This window comes from Phycisphaerae bacterium (genome assembly GCA_012729815.1).
In the GTDB taxonomy this organism is placed as follows: Bacteria; Planctomycetota; Phycisphaerae; order JAAYCJ01; family JAAYCJ01; genus JAAYCJ01.
Genome location: JAAYCJ010000061.1, coordinates 1 through 21,071 on the forward strand (window position 1 = coordinate 1; position 21,071 = coordinate 21,071).

At 64.5% G+C, this 21,071-nt stretch carries 13 protein-coding genes; 1 reads left to right on the top strand and 12 read right to left on the bottom strand.

The features are described 5' to 3' along the window. Nucleotides 1–192 (top strand): hypothetical protein (locus GXY33_04530; protein ID NLX04392.1); only part of this gene is annotated, 192 nt, incomplete at its 5' end. Nucleotides 193–361: 169 nt separating this feature from the next. Here GXY33_04530 and GXY33_04535 read toward each other — a convergent pair. From GXY33_04535 to GXY33_04590, 12 genes are all read right to left on the bottom strand, one after another. Next, nucleotides 362–2,029, bottom strand: coding sequence for a hypothetical protein (locus GXY33_04535; GenBank protein NLX04393.1), 1,668 nt, complete (start codon nucleotides 2,027–2,029; stop codon nucleotides 362–364). 106 nt (nucleotides 2,030–2,135) lie between these two features. Beyond that, nucleotides 2,136–3,113, bottom strand: coding sequence for a hypothetical protein (locus GXY33_04540; GenBank protein NLX04394.1), 978 nt, complete (start codon nucleotides 3,111–3,113; stop codon nucleotides 2,136–2,138). Further along, nucleotides 3,110–4,114: a hypothetical protein gene (locus GXY33_04545; GenBank protein ID NLX04395.1), complete on the bottom strand. Its 1,005-nt coding sequence runs from the start codon at nucleotides 4,112–4,114 to the stop codon at nucleotides 3,110–3,112. Before GXY33_04545 ends, GXY33_04540 begins: the two co-directional genes overlap by 4 nt. A gap of 105 nt (nucleotides 4,115–4,219) precedes the next feature. Continuing rightward, nucleotides 4,220–7,678: a choice-of-anchor D domain-containing protein gene (locus GXY33_04550; GenBank protein NLX04396.1), complete on the bottom strand. Its 3,459-nt coding sequence runs from the start codon at nucleotides 7,676–7,678 to the stop codon at nucleotides 4,220–4,222. Nucleotides 7,679–7,787: 109 nt separating this feature from the next. Then, complete coding sequence (locus GXY33_04555) at nucleotides 7,788–9,293, bottom strand: sigma 54-interacting transcriptional regulator (protein NLX04397.1); 1,506 nt, start codon at nucleotides 9,291–9,293, stop codon at nucleotides 7,788–7,790. 160 nt (nucleotides 9,294–9,453) lie between these two features. Beyond that, the gene (locus GXY33_04560) at nucleotides 9,454–10,716 is read right to left on the bottom strand and encodes a type II secretion system F family protein (protein NLX04398.1); all 1,263 of its coding nucleotides are present in this window, start codon (nucleotides 10,714–10,716) and stop codon (nucleotides 9,454–9,456) included. A 29-nt stretch (nucleotides 10,717–10,745) separates the two neighbouring features. Further along, complete coding sequence (locus tag GXY33_04565) at nucleotides 10,746–11,930, bottom strand: type II secretion system F family protein (GenBank protein ID NLX04399.1); 1,185 nt, start codon at nucleotides 11,928–11,930, stop codon at nucleotides 10,746–10,748. A gap of 34 nt (nucleotides 11,931–11,964) precedes the next feature. Next, complete coding sequence (gene tadA, locus GXY33_04570) at nucleotides 11,965–13,710, bottom strand: Flp pilus assembly complex ATPase component TadA (GenBank protein ID NLX04400.1); 1,746 nt, start codon at nucleotides 13,708–13,710, stop codon at nucleotides 11,965–11,967. A 34-nt stretch (nucleotides 13,711–13,744) separates the two neighbouring features. Then, a complete protein-coding gene (locus tag GXY33_04575; GenBank protein NLX04401.1) occupies nucleotides 13,745–14,884 on the bottom strand; it encodes a type IV pilus twitching motility protein PilT in 1,140 nt (379 codons plus the stop codon). 4 nt (nucleotides 14,885–14,888) lie between these two features. Continuing rightward, the gene (gene tadA, locus GXY33_04580; protein NLX04402.1) at nucleotides 14,889–16,637 is read right to left on the bottom strand and encodes a Flp pilus assembly complex ATPase component TadA; all 1,749 of its coding nucleotides are present in this window, start codon (nucleotides 16,635–16,637) and stop codon (nucleotides 14,889–14,891) included. A 446-nt stretch (nucleotides 16,638–17,083) separates the two neighbouring features. Next, complete coding sequence (locus GXY33_04585) at nucleotides 17,084–17,815, bottom strand: DUF1559 domain-containing protein (GenBank protein ID NLX04403.1); 732 nt, start codon at nucleotides 17,813–17,815, stop codon at nucleotides 17,084–17,086. Then, a complete protein-coding gene (locus GXY33_04590) occupies nucleotides 17,812–21,069 on the bottom strand; it encodes a hypothetical protein (GenBank protein ID NLX04404.1) in 3,258 nt (1,085 codons plus the stop codon). Before GXY33_04590 ends, GXY33_04585 begins: the two co-directional genes overlap by 4 nt. Nucleotides 21,070–21,071 lie beyond the last annotated feature (2 nt).

Below are 21,071 nucleotides of genomic sequence, written 5' to 3' on the forward strand. Positions count from 1 at the left end.
CTGGGCGAAGCGGCGGAGGCCTTGAGCACGCGCGAAGGGACGGCTGGGCGGTTCCTGAACGATCCGGAGCTCTACGAGTCGCTGGTCCTGACGAGCGAGCGGCTCCAGCAGACGTTCGTGGAGCTTCACGACCTGCTGCGGCAGTGGCAGGAGAAGGGGCTGAAGCTGGAAGGCGGGGTGTTTGGGCAGTAGGCGCGTGCTTTCGTGGCGACTTCCGCCGTCTGTGCGACTTCTTGTTGGAACGGCACGGATCACGCGGAACACGCGGAGTGGAGGGAACGGGAATTGAAACGGCGGAGGATTGTGCGTCGGGACGACGCACCCTATTTGACTCCGGCTGCCTCGCGTGATCCGCGTGATTCTACTTGTCCATCAGGAGTGCGGCGGTGAGGGCGGCGGTCCAGTGGTAGTCTGAGATCGGGGCCATGCCGTATCCGAGCGAGAGGCGTTGTTTGCGGTCGAGGTCTCTTGGGCTGGTGACGTCCAGCGAGTCGTAGAATTCGAAGAGGCAGCCTTCCTTTTCGTACCAGAACGCCAGCCGGTCCAGCATGATCTTTTTCAGCCGCGCCGCTTCGCGGGCAAAGCCATTTCGCTGGAGGCCGAGGCAGACCATGTAGTTGCAGTTGATCCACGTCGGGCCTCGCCACATATCCTTGCAGAACGTGCCGGAGTCGAGCGAGATCGACGGGATGGGGAAGGCGGTGCCGAAGGTGGATGGGTTGGCCAGGTGGTCGCGCAGGGACTTGGCGCGGGCGGGCGGCGCAATGCTGGCGAAGAGGGGCATGAATCCGGAGACGGCTTTGACGTCGACGAAGTTGCCGTCGAAGTCGCGGTCCATGTACATGCCATGGTCATCCGACCATAGGAGCTTGTTGACGGCTTTGGCGATGCGCTGGGCGTTGGCTGCGGCTGAGCGCTTCAGGCCCTTTTCGCCAAGCCGATCGGCGATGGCGGCCAGGCATTGATAGTCGTGGCAGAACCAGGCGGCGAAATCCGGGGCATCCAGCAGGACGGCGCGATCGAATCGCGAGGAGTTGTCCAAACCGGACTCGCCGGATCGGCATAAGGCGTTGCCTTCGATGTACCACTCGGGAATGCCGTTGTTGTTCTTGTCGCGGTTGACGCGGTCCCACTCCAGGTACCGCTGCAGATACGGCAGGCACTGCCGGGCGAATTCGAGATCGGCGGTCTTGTCCAGGACGGTCAGGACCGCCCATCCGAGCAGCGGCGGCTGAGTGATCTCGCTGTCGTCGCCCTCGGCGAAGATCATATGGGGCAGAAAGCCGTCGGGCCGGGTCTGTTCGAGCATGGCCAGCACGGCGTCTTTGGCCATTTGCGGATCGACGCGGACCATTCCGAGCGTGTGGAAGGCCGAGTCCCAGAGCCACATGTGCCGGTGCGGCCAGCGGTCGGGCGTGGTCCAGCGGCGGCCGATCTTGCCGCACGGGGCTTCAACGTTGACCTTCATTATCGAGACGGCTTTGAGCAGCAGCCGCGTCTGCTCGGGCGTCAGGCCTTTTGGGACGCAAACGCCGCGGACATACGCGGCGCGGTCGCGAATGACCTGGTCCAGATCGGCGGTCAGGACCTGTCTGATCCGCTGGGCGGAAGGTTTGCCGTCGGCGACGATGACCGCCCATCGCCGGCCTTTGGCGACCGCGTAGACTTCGAGTTTTTCATGTTGTGCCAACCGCACCGGCTTGGACTTGACGGTCTGCCCGGCGGCGAGAAGGGAGCTTCCGGCGGGCGACTGGCCGATGAAGGCGTGATGATCGAGGAACGCGGCGAGGAACGGCCCGTTGCCGGTATCCGCCTCGATCGCGTCGCCGAGGATCATCCGAAAACGAAGTCTCTCCAGTCGCGTGAAGGCGAAGTGGACCTCCACGGGCAACCGGACGATGAACGAGCCCGGTTCGCGGTCGGTGTGGAGGACGAACGGCTGCGACCAGTCGGCATGGCCGTCGATGCCGGAGAAGGCCAGCAATTGGCCGGCGCCCCAAACGTTGGGAAGGTTGACCCCGTTGCTCATGGCAAGCCCTCGCAGTTATGTGCCTCGATAACGATAAGGCCGGGTTTAACGCAATCCGTCGCGGCAATGCAATAAGAAAAACGCCGCGCAGCCGCTGAGCGCGATCTCAGTCGTACCGGCCGTATTCCTTCCACGCCTCGATCATGGCCAGGTAGTTGTCGATCGGGACTTCGCGGAAAACGGCGTTGGAGGCGCCGAGGGCGAATCCGCCGCCGGGCTTGCACGCGAGGCACACGTCGCGGGTCTGCTGGTAGACCGCTTCGGGCGGGCCGTGGTGGAAGAGGCTCAGGTCGATATTGCCGCAGAGGCACAGGCGGCCGTTCACCCGTTGCTTGACGGCGACGATGTCCATTCCGGCGGTCGGGTCGAGGGCCTGGACGGCGTGCAGGCTGCCGGCCGCCAATTGATCGATCATCGTGTCGATATTGCCATCGGTATGGAGGATCGAGCACATGCCGGCGGCCTGGACCGCGTCGGCCCATTCGTTCAGATACGGCATGAAGAACCGCTGGAGGTGCTGCGGGTTGAAGAACACGCCGTGGTTGTCGGCGACGTCGCAGCAGTTAAGCACCGCATCGACCCCCTCATCGGCGAAGCGGGCGATGGTCTCCTTGGAGGCGGCCAGACGTTTGGCCGCCATCGCGTCGATCTCCTCCGGCCGGTCGTAGAGCTGATAGGAGAAATCGACATAGTCGTGTGCGGCGGGCATGCCGATGGTGCCGCCGGACTCGGCGATCACGCAGATGTCGGGGCCGGCCGTCTTCCGGAGGATCTGAAGGAAGCGTTTGGGTCCGTCGTCGGGCAGCCACATGTAGGCCGGTTCGCCCGGCGCGACCTCCCAGTAACCGCCGATCGACGTGAGGGCGGCGAAGTGCAGCCGCTGGGCGACGTCGATCATGATCTCGGCGTTGGCGTGCAGGGCCCGTTCTTGCTCAGCGGGGGTCAGGGCGGCGAACTCGCGGCCGACGATGAACCGCCGGTCGGCGAGCCGGTCGTACAGGTGAAACTCGATTTCCCAGATCGGGCAGGCCTCTTCCGGCTGGTGGCAGCGGAGAGCGGCCATCATTCGCTCGCGTCGTGTCATGTCATGTTCCTTGCCGCCATCTCGGCGTATTCCTTGAGAATCCTCACGTACAGCCGGTAATCGTCGATGGACACTTCGGGCGGGGTCTGATGATCGCAGGCGGCAACGTAGCCGCCGGAGCTCATCGCGGGCAGCAGACGCTCGAATTCCGCCCGGATGGCCTGTTCGCCACGGTGCATGACCGTCTTGTCGAACCCGCCGATCATCCGCAGCGTCGGGTACCGCCGCCGCAGTTCCGGCACGTCCACTCCAGCCATCCGCTCCAGCGGGAGAAAGCCCTCCACCCCCACCTCCATCAACCATGGGACCAGTTCGTGCACCAGCCCGTCGGTGTCGATGAACGGAATGATGCCTCGCTCCTTGAGGGCTGGGATGATCCGCCGATAGTATGGCGCCATGAACTCGTCGAACTGCGACCTGGAAATCATCGGTCCGTGGTTGTAACTCATGTCCTCGGCGAAGGTCATGAACACCGGAACGCAAAGCTCGCAGGCCCGATCGAGCGTCCGCAGGTGATGTTGCAGCAGGTCCTCGTTGATTTGGTGCATCAGCTCCGGATGGTCGTGGAACGCGTACAGGTGCTCCTCGATGCCGAAGAGCGTCCTGGGAAACCAGAAGAAACCCTCCATCGTGAACCACACAAAGAGTTTGCCGTCCCGCTGGCGCCGGTCCCACCGCCGCAGCGTGTCGGCGTCGAACGACGCCTCGGGGTACAGATGCTCGCGGATCCGCTGATAGTCATCGGCATCGGCGATGATCCCCAGTCCGTGCCCCGGCGGGTTCGGACATTTCGGACCCTGCGGGCGGAACCAGTGCTGGCGCATGCCGTCCAGCCCGAAGTAGTCCCGAATCTCCGCCGGATCGGTCAGTTCCGCAGGCAGACCCTCGCGATGCCACCGGTCGGCGGTTTGCGTCCACCAACCGGCCCACTCGATTATCGGAAGTCGATCGACCGAACGGAAACTCAGTATGTTCGCGATGCGCGTCCTGGTATCCACCATCAGCCCTCGATGCCGAAGCCGCTGAAATCAGCAGGCCATTGTAGCGGCGGACCGGGAGCTCGGCAAGCCACACCCGATACGCCCTGTACAAGATCGCCGACGGCTTCAACGCGGCGATCGGCGTCGTCGGGCCTTGCGGGCCAGGGCGAGTCCCACCGTGCCGGCGGTCAGCAGCAGCGGCATGACCGGGTACTTGACGCCGTAGACGATCGGGGTGAGGGCCAGCCGCGTCATCCGGCACAGTTGCGGGTCGGTCGCCACCACCAGCGCGATCGGCGGCGAGTAGCGGTAGTACAGCCCGACCAGCGTGCGGCCCGGAGCGCAGGTCGCCAGATACCGGTCGCGGAAATGGCGAAGCGTCGCCACCTCCGGCTCGAGATGGCTGCCGTAGGCGGCGGTGGCGATGAAGCACAGCGGGCCGAACGGCGTGCCGGACCCGCCCTGCCCCGAGAGTTCGATGACGGCTGAGCCGGTGTCCGGGTCGTTGGTGTCAATGGTCAGCGTGGCTGAGTAGCCCTGCTCGGCGGTCGGCGTAAAGGCGATGGTGACGGCGGTAGATTCGCCGGGCTTCAGCGTCTTGTGGATCCCGTCGTGCGAGAAGTTGACGGTGTCGGTCAGGGTGTAGTTGTCGATCTGGAGTTGATAGGTGCCGCGATTGGTGACGGTCACCGTGGCTGAGGTCTCGCCGCCGACTTCGACCGCGCCGAAATCGACCTGCGAGTCGGACAGCTCGATGTCCGGGTTGACCACCAGCGCTCCGACGCGGTAGTAGCGCGGATAGTAGGAGTCGGCGGTTACCAGGGCTGCGCTGGCGAAGTCGCCCGCGTAGGTTCCGCCGCCCTGGTCGGCGATCGGCACCGTGACAATGTCATCCTGGTACTGTATGGCGATCCGCGTGTCGTCGCCGTTGAAGCTGGGCCAGCCGAAGCCGGTCTGCGGGTTGACCTGCTGGGCCACGAGGCCCGCCTCGCCGGTGATCAGATTGGCGACCAGCGTCTGGTAGGTTCCGTCGGCGTCGTCGACCATGTCGAAGGCGATCATCCAGTCGCGGGTGGTGGCGGCTGTCGGATTGCCGAGGTTGATTCCCGGCGGCGGCGGCGAGACGAGGCTCTCGACGAAGTCGGTCCGGACGTCGATCAGGCCAATGCTCCAGTAGCTGTAGCTGTCGGCGCCGTCGGCCAGGCGCATCTCGCTGAGGGCGTCAAAGACGATCCGGCCGCCGGTGAGGTCAAAGTCGATCACGTCGGCGTACTGGACGATGCTGGAGCCGAACTCGGCGTCGGTCGGCCAGAGGATTTCGATCGCGCGGTCGCTGCCTCCGGTCTCGTCGCTCAGGTCGAGCAGGTAGACCAGGTTATCGAAGTCGGTGCTGGTGAACGCGAAGTACACGCCGTCGCGCGAGCCGGCGATGGTGCGTACGAACCCTTCGGTGGTGAGCCGTTCGTCGTAGGTGTCGTCGGGCGAGAGGCTGGCGATGTGCAGGTTGTTGGTCGCGTCGACGAAGAGCACCTGCTGGCCGTCCTCGACAATCACCGGGCGGGTGGGCGAGACCGGATCCAGCGAGACGTAGAACTCCTCGCCGGTGGCGATCCGCATGCCCAGAAACGGCGTGGTGTCCTCGTAGAAGATGAACACGATGTTGTCGCCGCCCTGGACGGGATCGACCTGTCCGCCGGTGTCGTCGTCCGGCGCGCCGGTATCGCCGACCCCGACGGCGTCCCACGCGGCGGCCGCAGCGGCCGCCTCGGCTGACCCGTCGCCGTAGAGTTCCTCGGCACTCTGAATGGTCGCCCGACGGGCCGAGGCAAAGTCGCTCTGCCGCGTCAGGTGCAGGGTCAGCGCTTGATAGAAGACCCGTTCGACCTTGTCGCGGCCGATGCTGGTTCCCAATCCCTGCTCGGTCAGTCCCTCCGCCATCAGGTAGGCGGCGTGGCTGGGGATCGTGCTGTTGACGTGGACGCCGCCGTTGTCGACGTCGAGCGGCACGTTGCGGTATTCGCTCATGTTGGCCGGTTGCGATCCGATTCCGCTGGCGATCAACCCGTCGCTCTCGATGCCCAGGTGCGGATTGGCCAGGTTGCGCAGATAGCCGGGCGCGACCCGCGCAGCGTCCTCGCCCAGGAGCCAGTCTTCGCGGTCGACCATGCAGGCGAAGATGTCGGACATCGCCTCGTTCAGGGCGCCGGACTGGTACTTGTATTCGAGGTTGGCGGTGTACTGCGTGACGCCGTGCGTGTACTCGTGGGCCGTGATGTCGAGGGCCCGGGCCAGGTTGTCGAAGGTCGTCCCGCCGTCGCCGAACATCATGATCTGACCGTTCCACGCGGCATTTTCCCAGTTCTGCCCGACGTGGACGATGCCGATGTTGTTGAGGCCCTGTCCGTCGATCGAGTTGCGGTTGTGGGTGGTGTAGTAATAATTGCTGGTGAGGGTGAACCAGTGCAGGAGGGTGACTCCGGCGGCGTCCCAGCCCGAGGTGGGAAAATCGGATTGGATGAAGTAGGCCGAGTCCATGGTCTCGGGCGGGGCGTTGCGGGCGTCGAGGACCACGGAGTTGCCGCCGCCGAAGCTGTCGGGAACCGTCGGATTCTGCGAGTGGATGGGCAGCGTCGTTTCGATCAGGTTGTAGACGCCGTTTTCCAGCCAGGCTGAGAAGGTCCGCGTATTGCCGAAGAGATCGACGCCGGAGCCCGAAATGGCTTCGTTCCAGGTGTCGTTGTACTTCTCGATGACGTGTCCGGTGAGGGCGTCGATGAAGTACTGCCAGCGGTCGTAGCCCTCCCAGGCAACCACATCGTAGACCAGCCGGGTTACGTTGCCGGGGCCGACGTGGACGACGAGTTGGACGGTGGACTCCGACCTGACCCGGCCCAGGTCGGCCACCACCACGGCCAGCGCGTCTTGCGCGGTCAGCCGCGGCGTGACGTCAATCGTGGGACTTGGATGCGTGTCGCCTTCGATCAGGTAGACCGAGCCGTCGCCGGCCAGATGGACGATCGCCTGGCGGCCGTGCACGGGCAAGCCGCGGTAGATCTGCTGGAACTTGACGTGCAGGCGGCCGTGCGGATCGGCGATCTCGCGGACGGCTTGGAACTCCTCGCGAGCCTCGCGAACCTTCAGCAGGCCGGCGAACCGCTGAAGGGCGCCGGTCGCCACCGCCGCAGGTTCGGCTTTGGCCCCTTCGGGCGGAGCGTAGAGGGCTGGTCCCTTGATGAACCCAGCGGTCCCGTTGGGGTTCAGGCGGACGTCCAGATCGATGCCCGCCGCTTTGAGGGCCGCCAGTTCGGAACCTGACGGAAGAGGCGATGCGCCTTTGGCCGAGGCGTGCGAGGATCGATCGAGGCGTGTCTTGGCCGCCGTCGCACCGACGGAAGCGACTTTCCACGACTGGTATCGCGTTTCGACGCTGCGCAGACGGCCGCCGACCGCCCGCGGATCGGGTTTGCCGGTTGATGACCGGGAACCAGGAGCGTCCTGCCCGCGGCGCGGCATGGCTGAGGCGCCGGCGGCGAATGAAAGGACGAGCGCGATCACCAGAACGAGACGGCGGGTGGAAGCCTTCATTGGAGTATCCTCCGCAGATTCAAAAGCCCGGTCCGACGCGGCTTGGCCTGCAAGCCCTATCGGACGGAATCCCCCTGACACGGCAATCCGCATCTTTCCGGCGATGCGATCAGCCGCCGGCTCCCGAATTCGGATCCGGTTTCCCCAGATTGTGCTTTTTCATACGGTACCGAAGCACGTCCCGGGTGATCCCGAGGGCGTCGGCCGCCTTGGTCTGATTCCAATTATGGCCTTCGAGGGCCCGAAGGATCAAACGCCGTTCCTGACCGGCCAATCCGTCGCCCGCGTCGCCCGAGATTTCCAGCGGCTCCGGGTCGCCGGTGATTTCCCGCGGCAGGTCGGCCGGCGTGATCTGGCGGCCGGAAGCCAGCAGGACGGCCCGTTCGATAACGTTCTGGAGCTCACGGATATTGCCGGGCCACTGGTAGTTGACCAGAAGGTCTTCAGTGGCGGGCGAGACGGCCGGCTTGGGAACCTTCAGGTCGTCCGAGGCCCGGGCCACGGTGTGGCGGATCAGTTCGGGAATATCGTCGCGGCGGCGGCGAAGCGGCGGCAGGTGGATGGGAAAGACGTTGAGGCGGTAGTAGAGGTCATCGCGGAACTTGCCTTCCTGCATGGCCTGCTTGAGATCGCGGTTGGTCGCGGCGATGATCCGGACGTCGGTGGCGATGGTTTTGGTGCCGCCGACGCGGGTGAATTCGCGTTCCTGCAGGACGCGAAGGAGCTTGACCTGGATGGCGGTGCTCAGCTCGCCGACCTCGTCGAGGAAGATGGTGCCGCCGTCGGCGAGTTCGAAGCGTCCGGGTTTCTGGGCGACCGCGCCGGTGAACGAGCCTTTTTCGTGGCCGAACAGCTCGCTTTCGAGCAGCCCTTCGGGCAGGGCTGCGCAGTTGACGGCGACGAACGGGTGCTCGGCCCGTTCGGAGGAGCGGTGGATCGTCTTGGCGATCAGCTCCTTGCCGGTGCCCGTTTCGCCCAGCAGGAGGACGGTGGCGTTGGTGTGGGCGACCTTGCCCAGCAGTTCCATCACGCCGCGCAGGCTGCCGCCGGCGCCGATGATCTGCCGGTCGGTAAAGACGCTCTCCTGGAGGGTCTGGTTTTCCCGCTTGAGGCCCTCGAACTTCTGGGCGTTGACCGTGCCGATGGCGGCAAGGTTGGCGAAGACCTCGAGGAGTTCCAGGTCGCCGTCGCCGAACGCGCCATCGCGGCGGTTGAGCACCTCGATCACGCCGATCGGCTCGCCCTGGTAGATCATCGGCGAGCAGATCAGGTTTCGCGTCCGGAAGTTGAGCTTGCTGTCGATGCCCTGGAAGAAGCTCGGGTCGTCGCTGACGTCGTTGACCTGACGGCTGCGGCCGGACTCCAGGACCTGTCCCGCGATGCCCAGCGAGGCGTCGAACTCGTCGCCGATAAGCTGGTCGCCCTTGCAGCCGCAGGCGGCAAGAAACCGCAGGGCCTTCTTCCGCGAGTCGAGGAGCAGGACGCTTGAGGCCTCAGCCCGCATGACCCGGGCCGCCTGGTCGGCGATGGCCTGGAGCGTGGCGCGGACGTCGAGGGTGCGATTGATGGCCTTGAGGGCTTCGAGCAGAGCTGAGGTTGTCTGTTGATCCCACATGATCGTCTCGGTTCGGGGTTCCGCCAGCCGTCAGGCACCATTTGACCGCAAGGGCGGGCCGGTTGCAAGGCTGTGTTTCGCGGGCAACGCCGCCGGCGGTCCAAGTAAAACACCGGCGGACGGCATTCAGCCGCCGTCCGCCGGTGCGTGTATCATCCATCTACTTTCCGCCGGAGACCGAACTGATCAGCTTGACCAGCGGGAGGAACAGGGCGATGACGATCGATCCGACGATCAGACCGAGGAAGATCACCAGGACCGGTTCGAGCAGGCTCACCAGCGACCCGACGAGGGTCTCGACCTCTTCGTCGTAGTTGTCGGCGACCTTCAGGAGCATCTTGTCCAGGTCGCCGGTCTCCTCGCCGACGTCCACCATGTTGACCACCAGGGAGTCGACCACGCGGGCGGCCCGCAGCGGTTCGGCGAAGCTCTCGCCCTCGCGGATCGAGTCGTGGACCTCGGCCAGGGCGCGGGAGTAGACCTCGTTGCCCGTGGTGTCCTTGGTGATGTTGATCGCCTCGAGAATGGGCACGCCGGCGTTGATCAGCGTTCCGAGCGTCCGGGTGAAACGGGCGATCGAACCCTTCGAGACGATCTGGCCCATGATCGGGATCTTGATCTTGATGACGTCCAGGACGTAACGGCCGACCTCCGACTGCTTGATCAGCTTGAAGATCAGGATGACCGCGATCGGCGAGGCCAGGAACACGATCCATCCCGGCGGAGTGCCGCTGACGAACCAGTTGCTGACCGCGATCAGCATCTTGGTGGGCGTGGGCAGTTCGGTGCCGAAGTCCTCAAAGATCGTCTTGAACTTGGGCACCACGAAGTACATGATGAACCCGAGGATCATGAACGCGAAACTGATCACCGCGATCGGGTAGATCATGGCGCCGACGATCTTGCGGCGAAGCCGCTGGGCCTTTTCCATGAACTCGGCGAGTCGTTCGAGAATGACCTCGAGCACGCCGCCCGCCTCGCCCGCGGCCACCATCTTGGTGTAGAGCCGGTCGAACGCCTTGGGATGCTTGCCCATCGCCTCGGACAGCGTGGCCCCGCCCTCGACGTCCTCGCCGACCTCCTTGACCACCTGGCGGAGCATGCCGGGTTTCTGCTGCTGCTCGAGCACGCGCAGCGACCGGAGGATCGGCAGGCCGGCGTCCTGAAGGGTGGCCAACTGCCGGGTGAACTGGGTGAGCTGCTTTCGCGAGACCTTGCCGAACCCGCCGGCGCCGGCGGGCCGCTTGCCCGCGGTGGAGACCTCGGCCCCGACCTTCTTCTTGCCCGCCTTCTCCTTGACCTTGGTCGGGAAAAGCCCCTGCTCGCGGATCTTGGAAATTGCCTCTTCGGACGTCGTGGCCTCAATCTCGGCCTTGACCTCCTGGCCGGCTGAGTTCATCGCCTCGTACATGAATACTGCCATCGGTTGTGCTCTCCGTTATGTCTGCGGGACTACCGCCCCATCTGCTCTATTATACCGGCATACGGCAAGGCCATGGCCAGAATGATCGACCCGACGATCAGGGCCACGATGATGATCATCACCGGTTTGAAGAGGCTCAGCAGCGCAGCGGTCAGCATCTCCACATCCTCTTCATAATTATCAGCTACTTTGTTAAGCATCTGGTCCAATTCGCCCGTCTCTTCGCCGATCTGTACCATATCCACTACAAAAGAATCAATGACACGCGTACGGAGCATTGGTTCGGCCAAACCGCTGCCGTGGCGAACCTCTTCGTGGACGTCGTCGAGGGCGGAGGCGAAGACGCGATTGCCGGCGGCGTCGCGGGTGATGCGCAGGGCTTCGAGGATCGGCACGCCCGAACTGACCAGCGTGGCCAGGGTGCGGGCGGTTCGGGCCATGGCCCCCTTTCGGGCGATCCCGCCGAAGACCGGGAGCTTGAGGCGGAAGAGGTCCAGCAGGTAGGCCCCCGGTTGGCTGCGGCGCATCAGGACGATCAGCACGAACAGGCAGATCGGGATCAGTGCCAGGACCACCAGGCCGGGCGGCACGCCGTGGAGCATCCAGTGGCTTAGGCCCATGACGGTGCGGGTCGCCGCCGGCAGTTCCGCGTCGAATTCGTCGTAGAGGCTGACAAACCGCGGCACGACGACCACGAGCATAAAGATCAGAACCAGGATGGCGATCAACAGCACCGAAGCGGGGTAGATCGACGCCGTGATGACCTTGCGGCGGATCCGCACGTTGTTCTCGATGTGCTCGGCCAGGCGTTTGAGAATGATCTCGAGCGATCCACTGGCCTCGCCCGCGGCGACCATCTGCACGTAGGTGCGGTCGAACGCCCGCGGATGCTCAGCCAGGGCCTCGGCCAGCGACGAACCGCGGGCGACCCGCTCGGCGACCTTGGAGACCACGTCGCGAAAGGCGCCCGGCCGCTGCTGACGCTCCAGGACCCGTAGCGAGCGGACGATCGGCACACCCGAGTTCAGCAGCGTGGAAAGCTGGCGGGAGAAGAGCATGAGGCTCTTCCTGGAGACCCCGCCGATGGCGCGGTTGAGCCACTCGGTCCGTCCGGCGCCGCCGCGGTTCAGGCCGTCATCCGCCTGCTTGACCGGTCGGCGAAGCGACGAGGACGGGCGATGCGCGTCTTTCCCGCGGTCGATCGCGTCGGTCACCTCCGTCGCTCCTTTCCGTGCGTTGGCGTCGGGCCTATTCTTCCTCGACGATCGTTTCGCGGACGACCTCTTCGATCGTGGTATCGCCGTCGTAGATGGCGTTGAGCCCGTTCTCGCGGAGCGAGCGCATGCCGCGTTTGCGGGCGTGCTGTCGGAGAAGCTGGGTCGAGGCGCTGTTCATGATCAGCTCTCGCATCTCGTCGTCGAGAACCATGATCTCGAAGAGGCCTATTCGTCCGCGATAGCCGGTGTTGTTGCAGAACTCGCATCCGGGCCCGTAGTAGAGTTGCTTGCCGCGGATGTCGTCGGGAGTCAGGTCGAGCTCCATGAGCTGTTCTTCGGTCGGCTCGTAGGGGCTCTTGCACTTGACGCAGATCTTTCGGACGAGCCGCTGGGCGACGACGGCTTCGAGAGTCGCGGTGATCAGGAAGCTTTCGAGTCCCAGGTCGACCAGACGGGCGATGGTGCTGGGCGCGTCATTGGTGTGGACGGTGGTGAAGACCAGGTGGCCGGTCAGCGAGGCCTGGACCGCGATGGCGGCGGTTTCCAGGTCGCGGATTTCGCCGACGAGGATGATGTCCGGGTCCTGCCGCAGGAAGGAACGGAGGCAGCGGGCGAAGGTGAGTCCCGATTCGGGATTGACCTGCACCTGCATGAGTCCGTCGATGTCGTACTCGACCGGATCCTCCGCGGTGAGGATCTTGACTTCCGGGTCGTTGCGTTCGGTCAGGGCCGAATAGAGGGTGGTGGTCTTGCCGGATCCGGTGGGACCGGTGACGATGATGATGCCGTGCGGGCGGTTGATCAGTTGGCGGAAGAGGCGGACCTCCTCCTCCCGCATGCCGAGTTTTTCGACGTCGAGGTTGACCTGGCTGCGGTCGAGGACGCGCATCACGATGCTCTCGCCGAACATGGTGGGCAGGACCGAGACGCGCAGGTCGACCGGCTGGCCGCCAACGGTCAGGGGGATGCGGCCGTCCTGGGGCATGCGGCGTTCGGCGATGTCGAGGTTGGACATGACCTTGATGCGCGAGGCGACGGCCAGGGCGATGTGGTGCGGCGGCGGCTGCATCTCGTAGAGCACGCCGTCGATCCGGTAGCGCATCTTGAATTCGTCCTCGAAGGGCTCGAAGTGGATGTCGGAGGCCTTGTCGCGAATGGCCTGGAGCAGCACGAGGTTCAGCAGCTTGATGACCGGTTTGGAGGCCGAGGCCTCCATGATGGTGTCCAGGTCGATCGAGTCGCCGCGGCTCTGGAGCTTGCTGAGGTTCGCGTCGTTGTTGATCTCGTCGATCAGGTCGTGGATGTCCTCCTGGGCCTCTTCCGGGTAGTAGCGGGAGAGGGCCTTGGAGACCTGTTCCTCGGAGGCGTAACAGGCGATCACGTCGTAGCCGAGGAACCGCTTGATGTCGTCGGTGGCGGCGAAGTTGTCCGGGTTGCACATCGCCAGGGTCAGCGTGTTGGTCTCGCCGTTGTGGTCGGTGGGCACGACGCGGTAGATGTTGGCCATCTGCGGGGTCAGCAGGGCTACGACTTCGCGCGGGATCTCCATGGAGTCGAGGGCGACGATCTCCATGCCCTTCTGGGCGGCGAGGGCTTCGTTGAGCTCGTCCTCGTTGACGTACCCCAGTTCGACCAGGATGCGCCCCAGGGGCCCGCGCCGCTGCTTCTGGATTTCCAGGGCCTCGTGGACCTGATCGCGGGTGAGCTTGCCCATCTTGATCAGGACTCGTCCCAGCCGTCGTCCCCGAAGCTGCTTGACCGGTATTACGCTTGGCATGGTTCTTTACCCGTTACGCAGGTGGTTGGGATTCTCAGCTTGCTTCCTTTTCTTCCTCCGCCGCGTTGTCGGCCCCGAGCACCATGCCGTAGTTGACGGCGCTGCCGGGCCGCGCGGCGTCGAGCTTGCGCTTCAGTTCGCCTGGGTTCTTGGACTTGTCGAGCATTTCCTCGGCCTTGACGATTCCGCTCTCGAAGAGCTGCCAGAGGTGGTCGTCCAGAAGCTGCATGCCGTACTTCTTGCCGGTCTGGATGCTCGAGTCGATGCGGAAGACCTTGTTCTCGCGGATCAGGTTGGCGATGGCCGGGGTGATGACCATGAACTCGAAGGCGGCGACCCGCCCGCTGGTGCTCCGCGGCAGCAGGGCCTGCGAGAGGACGGCGATCAGGTTGGTGGAAAGCTGGACGCGGATCTGTTCCTGCTGGGTGACCGGGAACTGGTCGACGATACGGGTGATGGTGCCCTGGGCGCCGGTGGTGTGCAGGGTGCCGAAGACCAGGTGGCCCGTTTCGGCCGCCCGCAGGGCCGACTCCATCGTCTCCAGGTCGCGCAACTCGCCGACGAGGATCACGTCCGGGTCCTGTCGCAGCACGCGGCGGAGGGCCTCGGCGAAACTCGGCACGTCGTTGCCCACCTCCCGCTGATTGACCATGGATTTCTTGTGCGGGTGGTAGTACTCGATCGGATCCTCGACGGTCACAATATGGTGGTCCATCTCGGCGTTGATGTAGTCGATCATGGTGGCCAGCGTGGTGGTCTTGCCGGAGCCGGTGGGACCGGTCACCAGGAACAGGCCTCTGGACCGCCGGCAGAGGGCCTTAACGATCGGCGGCAGGCCGATCTCCTCGAAGGTCAACAGTTTGGAGGGGATCAGACGCAGTACGATCGAGACGTTGCCCTTCTGTTTGAAGACGGCCACGCGAAACCGTCCGGCGTCGCCGAAGGCAAAGCCATAGTCGGTGCCGCCTTCCTCCTGGAGTTCCTGCTGGTTGCGTTCCGGCGTGATCGATCGCATCAAGGCCAGGGTGTCTTCGGGTTCGAGCGTCTTGGTTTCGAGGTTGCGAAGCCGTCCGTGGATCCGGATGACCGGCGGGCGTCCGACGTGGAGGTGGATATCGGAACCGCCGCGGCGGATGCAGGTTTCGAGAATACGATCGATGTGGATGTTGGCCATTCAGTTACGCCTCCTGGTTGGCGATGACTTCTTCCGTTTGGGTGATTCGGGCGACCTCGTAGGGCGTGGTCACGCCTTTGAGAATCTTGACCCTCCCGTCCTCGACCAGCGACCGCATGCCGCCGGCGGCGGCGGCTTTGCGGATCTTGTTGGCCGGCGCCCGGTTGAACGCCAGCTCGCGGATCTGCGCGTTCATCTCGAGCATTTCGAAGATGCCGATCCGGCCCTTGTACCCGCTGCCGTGGCAGGTCTTGCAGCCTTTGCCGCGGTAAACCTTCTTGTCGCCCATCTTGTCCGGGTCGAGCCCGATCAGCCGCAGGTAGTGGCGTTCGGGATTCGGATCGACCTCTTTGCAGTCCGGGCAGATCACCCGGATCAGCCGCTGGGCCATGATCGCCTGGACCGAGCTGGCCACGAGAAACGGTTTGACGCCCATGTCGATCAGACGAGTGATCGCGCTGGGCGCGTCGTTGGTGTGGAGGGTCGAGAAAACCAGGTGGCCGGTCAGGGCGGCCTGGATGGCCACTTCGGCCACCTCGAGGTCGCGGATTTCGCCGACGAGGATGATGTTGGGCGCCTGACGCAGCATGGCCCGCAGGATGCGGGCGAAGCTCAGCGGCGGTTTGAGGGCCTCGTTGACCTGGCACTGGTTCATGCCCGTGAAGTGGTACTCGACCGGGTCCTCGGCGGTGATGATCTTGCGGTCGGACTGATTCAGTTCCTGGAGGGCGGCGTAGAGCGTGGTGGTCTTTCCGGAACCCGTCGGGCCGGTGACCAGAAAGATGCCGTTGGGCCGCCGGATGATCTTCTGGAAGCGGCCGTAGTCGTCCTCCTCGAAGCCGAGGGCCTGGATACCGATGTTGACCGACTCCGGCCGCAGAATACGCAGGACCATGCTCTCGCCGTGATAGCTCGGGATGCAACTGACGCGGAAGTCGATCTGCTGGTCGTCGATGTGCATCTTGATGCGGCCGTCCTGGGTGTTGCGCTTCTGCTCGATGTGCATGCCGGCCATGATCTTCAGACGGCTTATCACCGACGCCTGCATGCTCTTGGGAATCGCGTCCCGCTCGATGCAGACGCCGTCGATGCGGTAGCGCACGCGGACCCGGTCGCCGAACGGCTCGACGTGGATATCCGAGGCCCGCGACCGGACGGCTTCGGTGATGATCAGGTTGATCAGCCGGACGATCGGGGCGGTGGCGTCGTCGGCGGCGACGCCGTCGACGTCGACCGAGGCGTCCATCGAGGAATCCATCGAGGCGTCCACCGACGCCTGCCGCAGCTCGTCGACCGTCTTGTCGATGCTTTCGGTGGTCCGGCCGCTGAGGTAGTTGTCGATGTAGTGTTTGATCTTGGTCCTGGAGGCCAGGTGTGGCTCGATCTCGGTGGCCAGGCGGAAGCGGAGCATGTCCTGGACGTCCAGATCGAGCGGGTTGTGGATGATGACCTTCAGCCGCCCGTTGTCCTTGCCCAGCGGCAGCACCAGGTGCTTGCGGATAATGTCCTCGGGGATCAGGTTCAGGGCCGAGGCGATCTCGCCGTTGTCTTCCGGATCGACGTATTCCATGCCGAATTGCTCGGCGAGGGCCCGGACCACCTCATCCTCGGAGATCAACTCGAGCTCGACCAGGGCCTCCCCAAGCCGTCGGTCGTGTTCCTTGGCGAAATTCTCGGCGGTTTCGAGCGAGCCCGGATCGATCCGCCCCCACTCCAGCAGGATCTCACCCAGTTTCTTACGTTTTCGAGCCATGGCACACCGTATGAAAACGTTACCGCGGTTGTCCGTAAGTACTTATCGGCAAATCTACTTGCGAGTCACGGTTGGGTTGGTTGGTCAACGGTCTGGCTGGTGCTGGTCAACCGTCAACTCCGGCTGGATATCGAGGCTCCCGGTACCCGCTTACAACCAGCGCCGCCGGTCCCGGTCATTGGTTCTCAACCGCATTGCTCTTGTTTCATTGTAAGCCCGCCGTGCCACCGCCGTCAAGCGATTTGTCGGGGAAGATCGAGCATCGGCATGCCGCTAGGTAACGTGTTTTCAGGCACTTGGAGCCAAATAAGTCGCGAAGGAAGCATAAGGGGAACTCAGAATCGTGGCGCCGCCGCGGGTGGATGGATATCTCCCTCATCTTGCGACGCCGGGCAGGGTGCTTTGTGCTTTCTCTGCGTCTCGGCCTCTTCGCGGATGCTTCGGGGCTACCACTGGTTCACCCAGATCAGGTACTGCGGGAAGTACATCCACGGAGCCTGGCCATCCTGCGGCATGGGCACCCACTGGGCATGTCCGTCGAGAAACACGTAGTTGCCGCCCCGGTTGTGGAACCAGCCGGCCCAGGCCCGTTCGCCGTAGCCCGCCATCACCTCATGATACACCTTGTCGTCGAACGCGATATCGCCCTCGGTCAGCAGCATGATCTGGGTCTGGAGATTCCAGGTCAACGCCCGCTGGCCGGTCAGGGCGACGTCAAAATCGCCGGCCGTCTCGACGTTATAGGCGTACACATTCGAGTACCCGCTCGTGGCCGAGTTGCCCGGTGAACTGGGGCACCGGCGAATGCCATCGGCCGCACCCCAGCAGCCGGTGCCGTTGGCGTAGGCATTCGGGTCGTTCGAGACGTACGGCCATATCCGCGCCTGCCAGGCCTCCCAGAAACCGATCGCGGGCCAGCCCGCCGTTTTGTCCTGCCACCGCGGCGGCAGCAGACCGCTAAAGTCGCTCGCGTACGCCATGAACGCCGAGTGCTGCTGGCGCTCGTTGTTGAGGCACAGCACACCCCGGGCACTCTCGCGGGCCGCCTGCAGCGCCGGCAGCAGCATCGCGACCAACACCGCGATGATCGCGACCACCACGAGCAACTCAATCAACGTGAAGGATCGCTGACGGCGGTGCGTCGATTGCCGATTTGGGAGCATCCCGCAACTCTTCATTGCCCGCTCCTTCTCAGCCAGATAACCCGGTAACTCCACGGGTCCATGTGCAGAGGCATCGACCACAGACCTTCGCTCACCGACGCTTCGGTTACGTCGCGTTCCGTCACCACGTCCTGTGCGGTCCATTGGCCTTCGCCGACCGGGACTTGGACAATCCCGTCGCCCGGACCGCCCTGGTTGAGTGCGAACACGAACTTTTCGACCGGCGATTTCTCGCGCACCACCACTTCAGTCACAGGATCGCCCGTACCCAGGTGACCTCTCGTCGCCGGCGGCAGGCTGTCCACCCAACGTCCGGTGAACTCCAGGTCCGCCTGCTCGATAATCCGTCGGACCCACAACCGGATGTTGGCCGACGGGTGCGGGTTGGTCACGTACGTGTCCGGGAATGGGCCGTAAGCGATGAGACGCCCCTGGCCCCACGCCCGGCGCCAGCCCACCACGTGGCCGCTGGCGTCGAGAATCTCCTCGGCGTTGGCCATCGAGCCGATGTTCACTCCGCGAAACGTCTTGCCCTCATTGATGCCCGGATCGATCGCCCCGCCGACCGTGCCCGGCTTGTCCGCTGCGAGTTGATGCTCGGTGGCCACGAAGTTGATCTCCGGCCCGAACCGGACATCCGCATACTCCGGAGCAAACGCCGGGGCCTTCCAGCCAAGTTCCGTCCACGCCGGCCCGCCGACGTTTTCGTAGGGTCGCAGCCATGGATCGACCAGGCCGCTGATGCCAGCCAGGACCACCGTCCCGCCGGATTCCGCAAAACTCTCCAACCTTCCAGCCGCCTCCTGGCTCAGCACGTACGAGGCGGGCACGATGATCGTGTTGAACCGCCCCACCTTCTCCGGCAGCGTCGCATCGTCCACAAAATCCGCTGTGATCCCTTCCATCCGCAGCGTGTATAGCAGGTTGTTCCGCGTCCGCACCCACGGCGAGCCCCACGGTTTTTCGCCGGTCTGGAGGGTGATGTACTCGGCGGTGTCGAGCGAGACGTAGAGGGCCGCGTCGGTGGCAACCCGCTTGATCGAGTGCCCGTCGAACCGCTTGTGATAACGCTCGATCTCGCCGACCGTCCGACGATAGTGCTCGTAGTGCGGCAGCTTGGTCCCGTCGCTGTCGATCAGGAACCACATCGGGCGGGCGTTGTCCTTCTCCCACGCCCGTGCGCCCTCGACCTGGCCGTGATCGCTGTAGGGTTTCCAGCCGAACACGAGGTTGATCGTCATGCCGTGGGCCACCATCGCCCAATTCTGCATCCCGGCAAATTCGCCGGGCCAACTCGGCTGAACGTAAACCTCGGCCCCGAGGATGGGTTTGCCGGGCTCCGTCGACTCGGCCATTTCCAGAATCTCGAGCATCTCCTGCGGCGTGCCCAAGGCCAACGGCCAGCCGCTGGTGTACATCTGATCCACCATCACCGCGTCGCTGACCCGGATCAACGGCATGAACACCTGGGGGAAGAACGTCGGCCAGGCCAGATTGTTGCCGTAGAGCGTCCTGGTGTCGTATTTCCGCGCGTGCTCCATGAACGTCGCCCACGCCCATACCGACGTCTCGCTGCGCCACCGCAGCCAGTCCATCGCCCAACCGGGGGTGTCCTGGAAGCGCTTCAGCGCGGTCTCCGGCAATGACCGAAACGCCGCCGTCCACTCGATCGCCGCCGCCCCCTCCTTCTTCGGACGGTTCTTCTCCTCCTCCACGAACCGGGCCGAGATCACCTGCTCGACCTGATCCCAGCTTTCATAATCCGTTCCCCACCGATCATTGAGGGTCGCCAGGTCGCCGTGGCGGTCCTTGCACCAGTGGCGGAAATGGGCATCGGCGTATGTCGACGGGCAGGCCCCGCCGTTGTGGATGTACGGCTGCTCGTTGTGCAACTGGAACGAAGCCACCATCGGATTCGCCGCAAATACCTTGCCGACCTCCTCAGCCTGTTCCTTGAAATACGCCAGCCCCTCCGGATTGTAGACGTCGATGTAGGCCGGATTGGCTGGATTGCCCACCTCCGGCCGGCCACCCTGATCGGCATGCGGGCCCATCGCGTGAATAGGAAATCCGCCCGCCGCGTGCAGGTAGCACAAATCTTCGTTCCACGGTCCGCGCGAGCAGACCACTCCGATCTCGCCCGCGTGCAGATACTCCTCGATCCTATATCCGGCGAACCCATTGCCGCCACCACCGAAACTGAGCATTCCGTTGCCCACCCCGAAGATATTCGCCGGCGGTATGGGCGAGCCGATCGCGAATCGCCCCACCAGCCGCGACGTGAACTGGCTGAGGGAGGAATGCCCGCCAATCGACTCGGTCGGGTGGAAATCCTTGGCCCCGTCCAGGACAAGCGTCTCGCCCTCGCGGTATCGCACCATCACCAAATACGCATCCGGAACAAGGTCCTTGGTGGCAAAGCTCAGACGCCTCGGCTGATCGCCCTGGACCTCCGCCGCGGGAAACTCAGCGAGCTTGGTTGCATCCGGGGCATCCCACGTCCCCATAAAGACGGTCGCCGCACCCGTTAGCGGCAGCCGCGAATCGTTCCAAACCTCCACCGCAGCCGTCTCGGGCCAACCCGGCAGCCACAGCGGCAGACGCGTGTTGTCGTGGTCCGCAAACTGGACCCTCAGCCACTCCTCCGGGCGCACATTAAATGCCGTCGGCTCCGTGCCCGGCTCGATCTGCGCGTCATCCATCCACACCGTCCCCGCCTCGACCACAAGTCGGGCCTGAATCTCGAGTCTCTCCGGGCAATCCAGGGCCACGTGCACCCGCGTCCAATCGCTGTCGGCGGGCAGGTCCACCCACGTCGAAGGCCCCTCGTCGCCCCGCTCGAACGTCACCCGCCAGCCCCGGCTCAGGACCAGGCACAGCCGCCCCTTGGCTCCCGCCGTCTTGACCTGCGCGCTGAGCACCCACGGCCCGGGCTCGGCGAACCGGTCGTACGATGAGATCACCGACCGGGCCTTGCCGTCCCCCACCTTCACCCGCACGCACCGCTTGCCCGAGCAGGCTTGGTCCTCGACCACGGCCACACCCGTCTTGTCCGCCCGCTCCTGCCACCATGCCTCAGCCACCGGGTTCCAGTGCAGTTCGTTACCGGTCCGGGCATGGGCTTGGTAGAACTCCGCCTCCACCCGGATCGTGGTGCCATTCCACCCCTGGTCCAGCTCAAAGCTGGCGTTGCGGACCAGATTGGCTCCATGTACTGACGTCGCCATGCAGATTACCGATACCAGCACCGCCAAGCCGCGTCGAGTCATGC

Excerpts from the sequence above, each read along its gene's own strand:
- tadA (NLX04400.1), bottom strand. The coding sequence starts at position 13,710 with ATGCCAAGCGTAATACCGGTCAAGCAGCTTCGGGGACGACGGCTGGGA.
- GXY33_04555 (NLX04397.1), bottom strand. The coding sequence starts at position 9,293 with ATGTGGGATCAACAGACAACCTCAGCTCTGCTCGAAGCCCTCAAGGCC.
- GXY33_04550 (NLX04396.1), bottom strand. The coding sequence starts at position 7,678 with ATGAAGGCTTCCACCCGCCGTCTCGTTCTGGTGATCGCGCTCGTCCTT.
- GXY33_04540 (NLX04394.1), bottom strand. The coding sequence starts at position 3,113 with ATGACACGACGCGAGCGAATGATGGCCGCTCTCCGCTGCCACCAGCCG.
- GXY33_04560 (NLX04398.1), bottom strand. The coding sequence starts at position 10,716 with ATGGCAGTATTCATGTACGAGGCGATGAACTCAGCCGGCCAGGAGGTC.
- GXY33_04545 (NLX04395.1), bottom strand. The coding sequence starts at position 4,114 with ATGGTGGATACCAGGACGCGCATCGCGAACATACTGAGTTTCCGTTCG.
- GXY33_04575 (NLX04401.1), bottom strand. The coding sequence starts at position 14,884 with ATGGCCAACATCCACATCGATCGTATTCTCGAAACCTGCATCCGCCGC.
- GXY33_04535 (NLX04393.1), bottom strand. The coding sequence starts at position 2,029 with ATGAGCAACGGGGTCAACCTTCCCAACGTTTGGGGCGCCGGCCAATTG.
- tadA (NLX04402.1), bottom strand. The coding sequence starts at position 16,637 with ATGGCTCGAAAACGTAAGAAACTGGGTGAGATCCTGCTGGAGTGGGGG.
- GXY33_04585 (NLX04403.1), bottom strand. The coding sequence starts at position 17,815 with ATGAAGAGTTGCGGGATGCTCCCAAATCGGCAATCGACGCACCGCCGT.
- GXY33_04590 (NLX04404.1), bottom strand. The coding sequence starts at position 21,069 with ATGACTCGACGCGGCTTGGCGGTGCTGGTATCGGTAATCTGCATGGCG.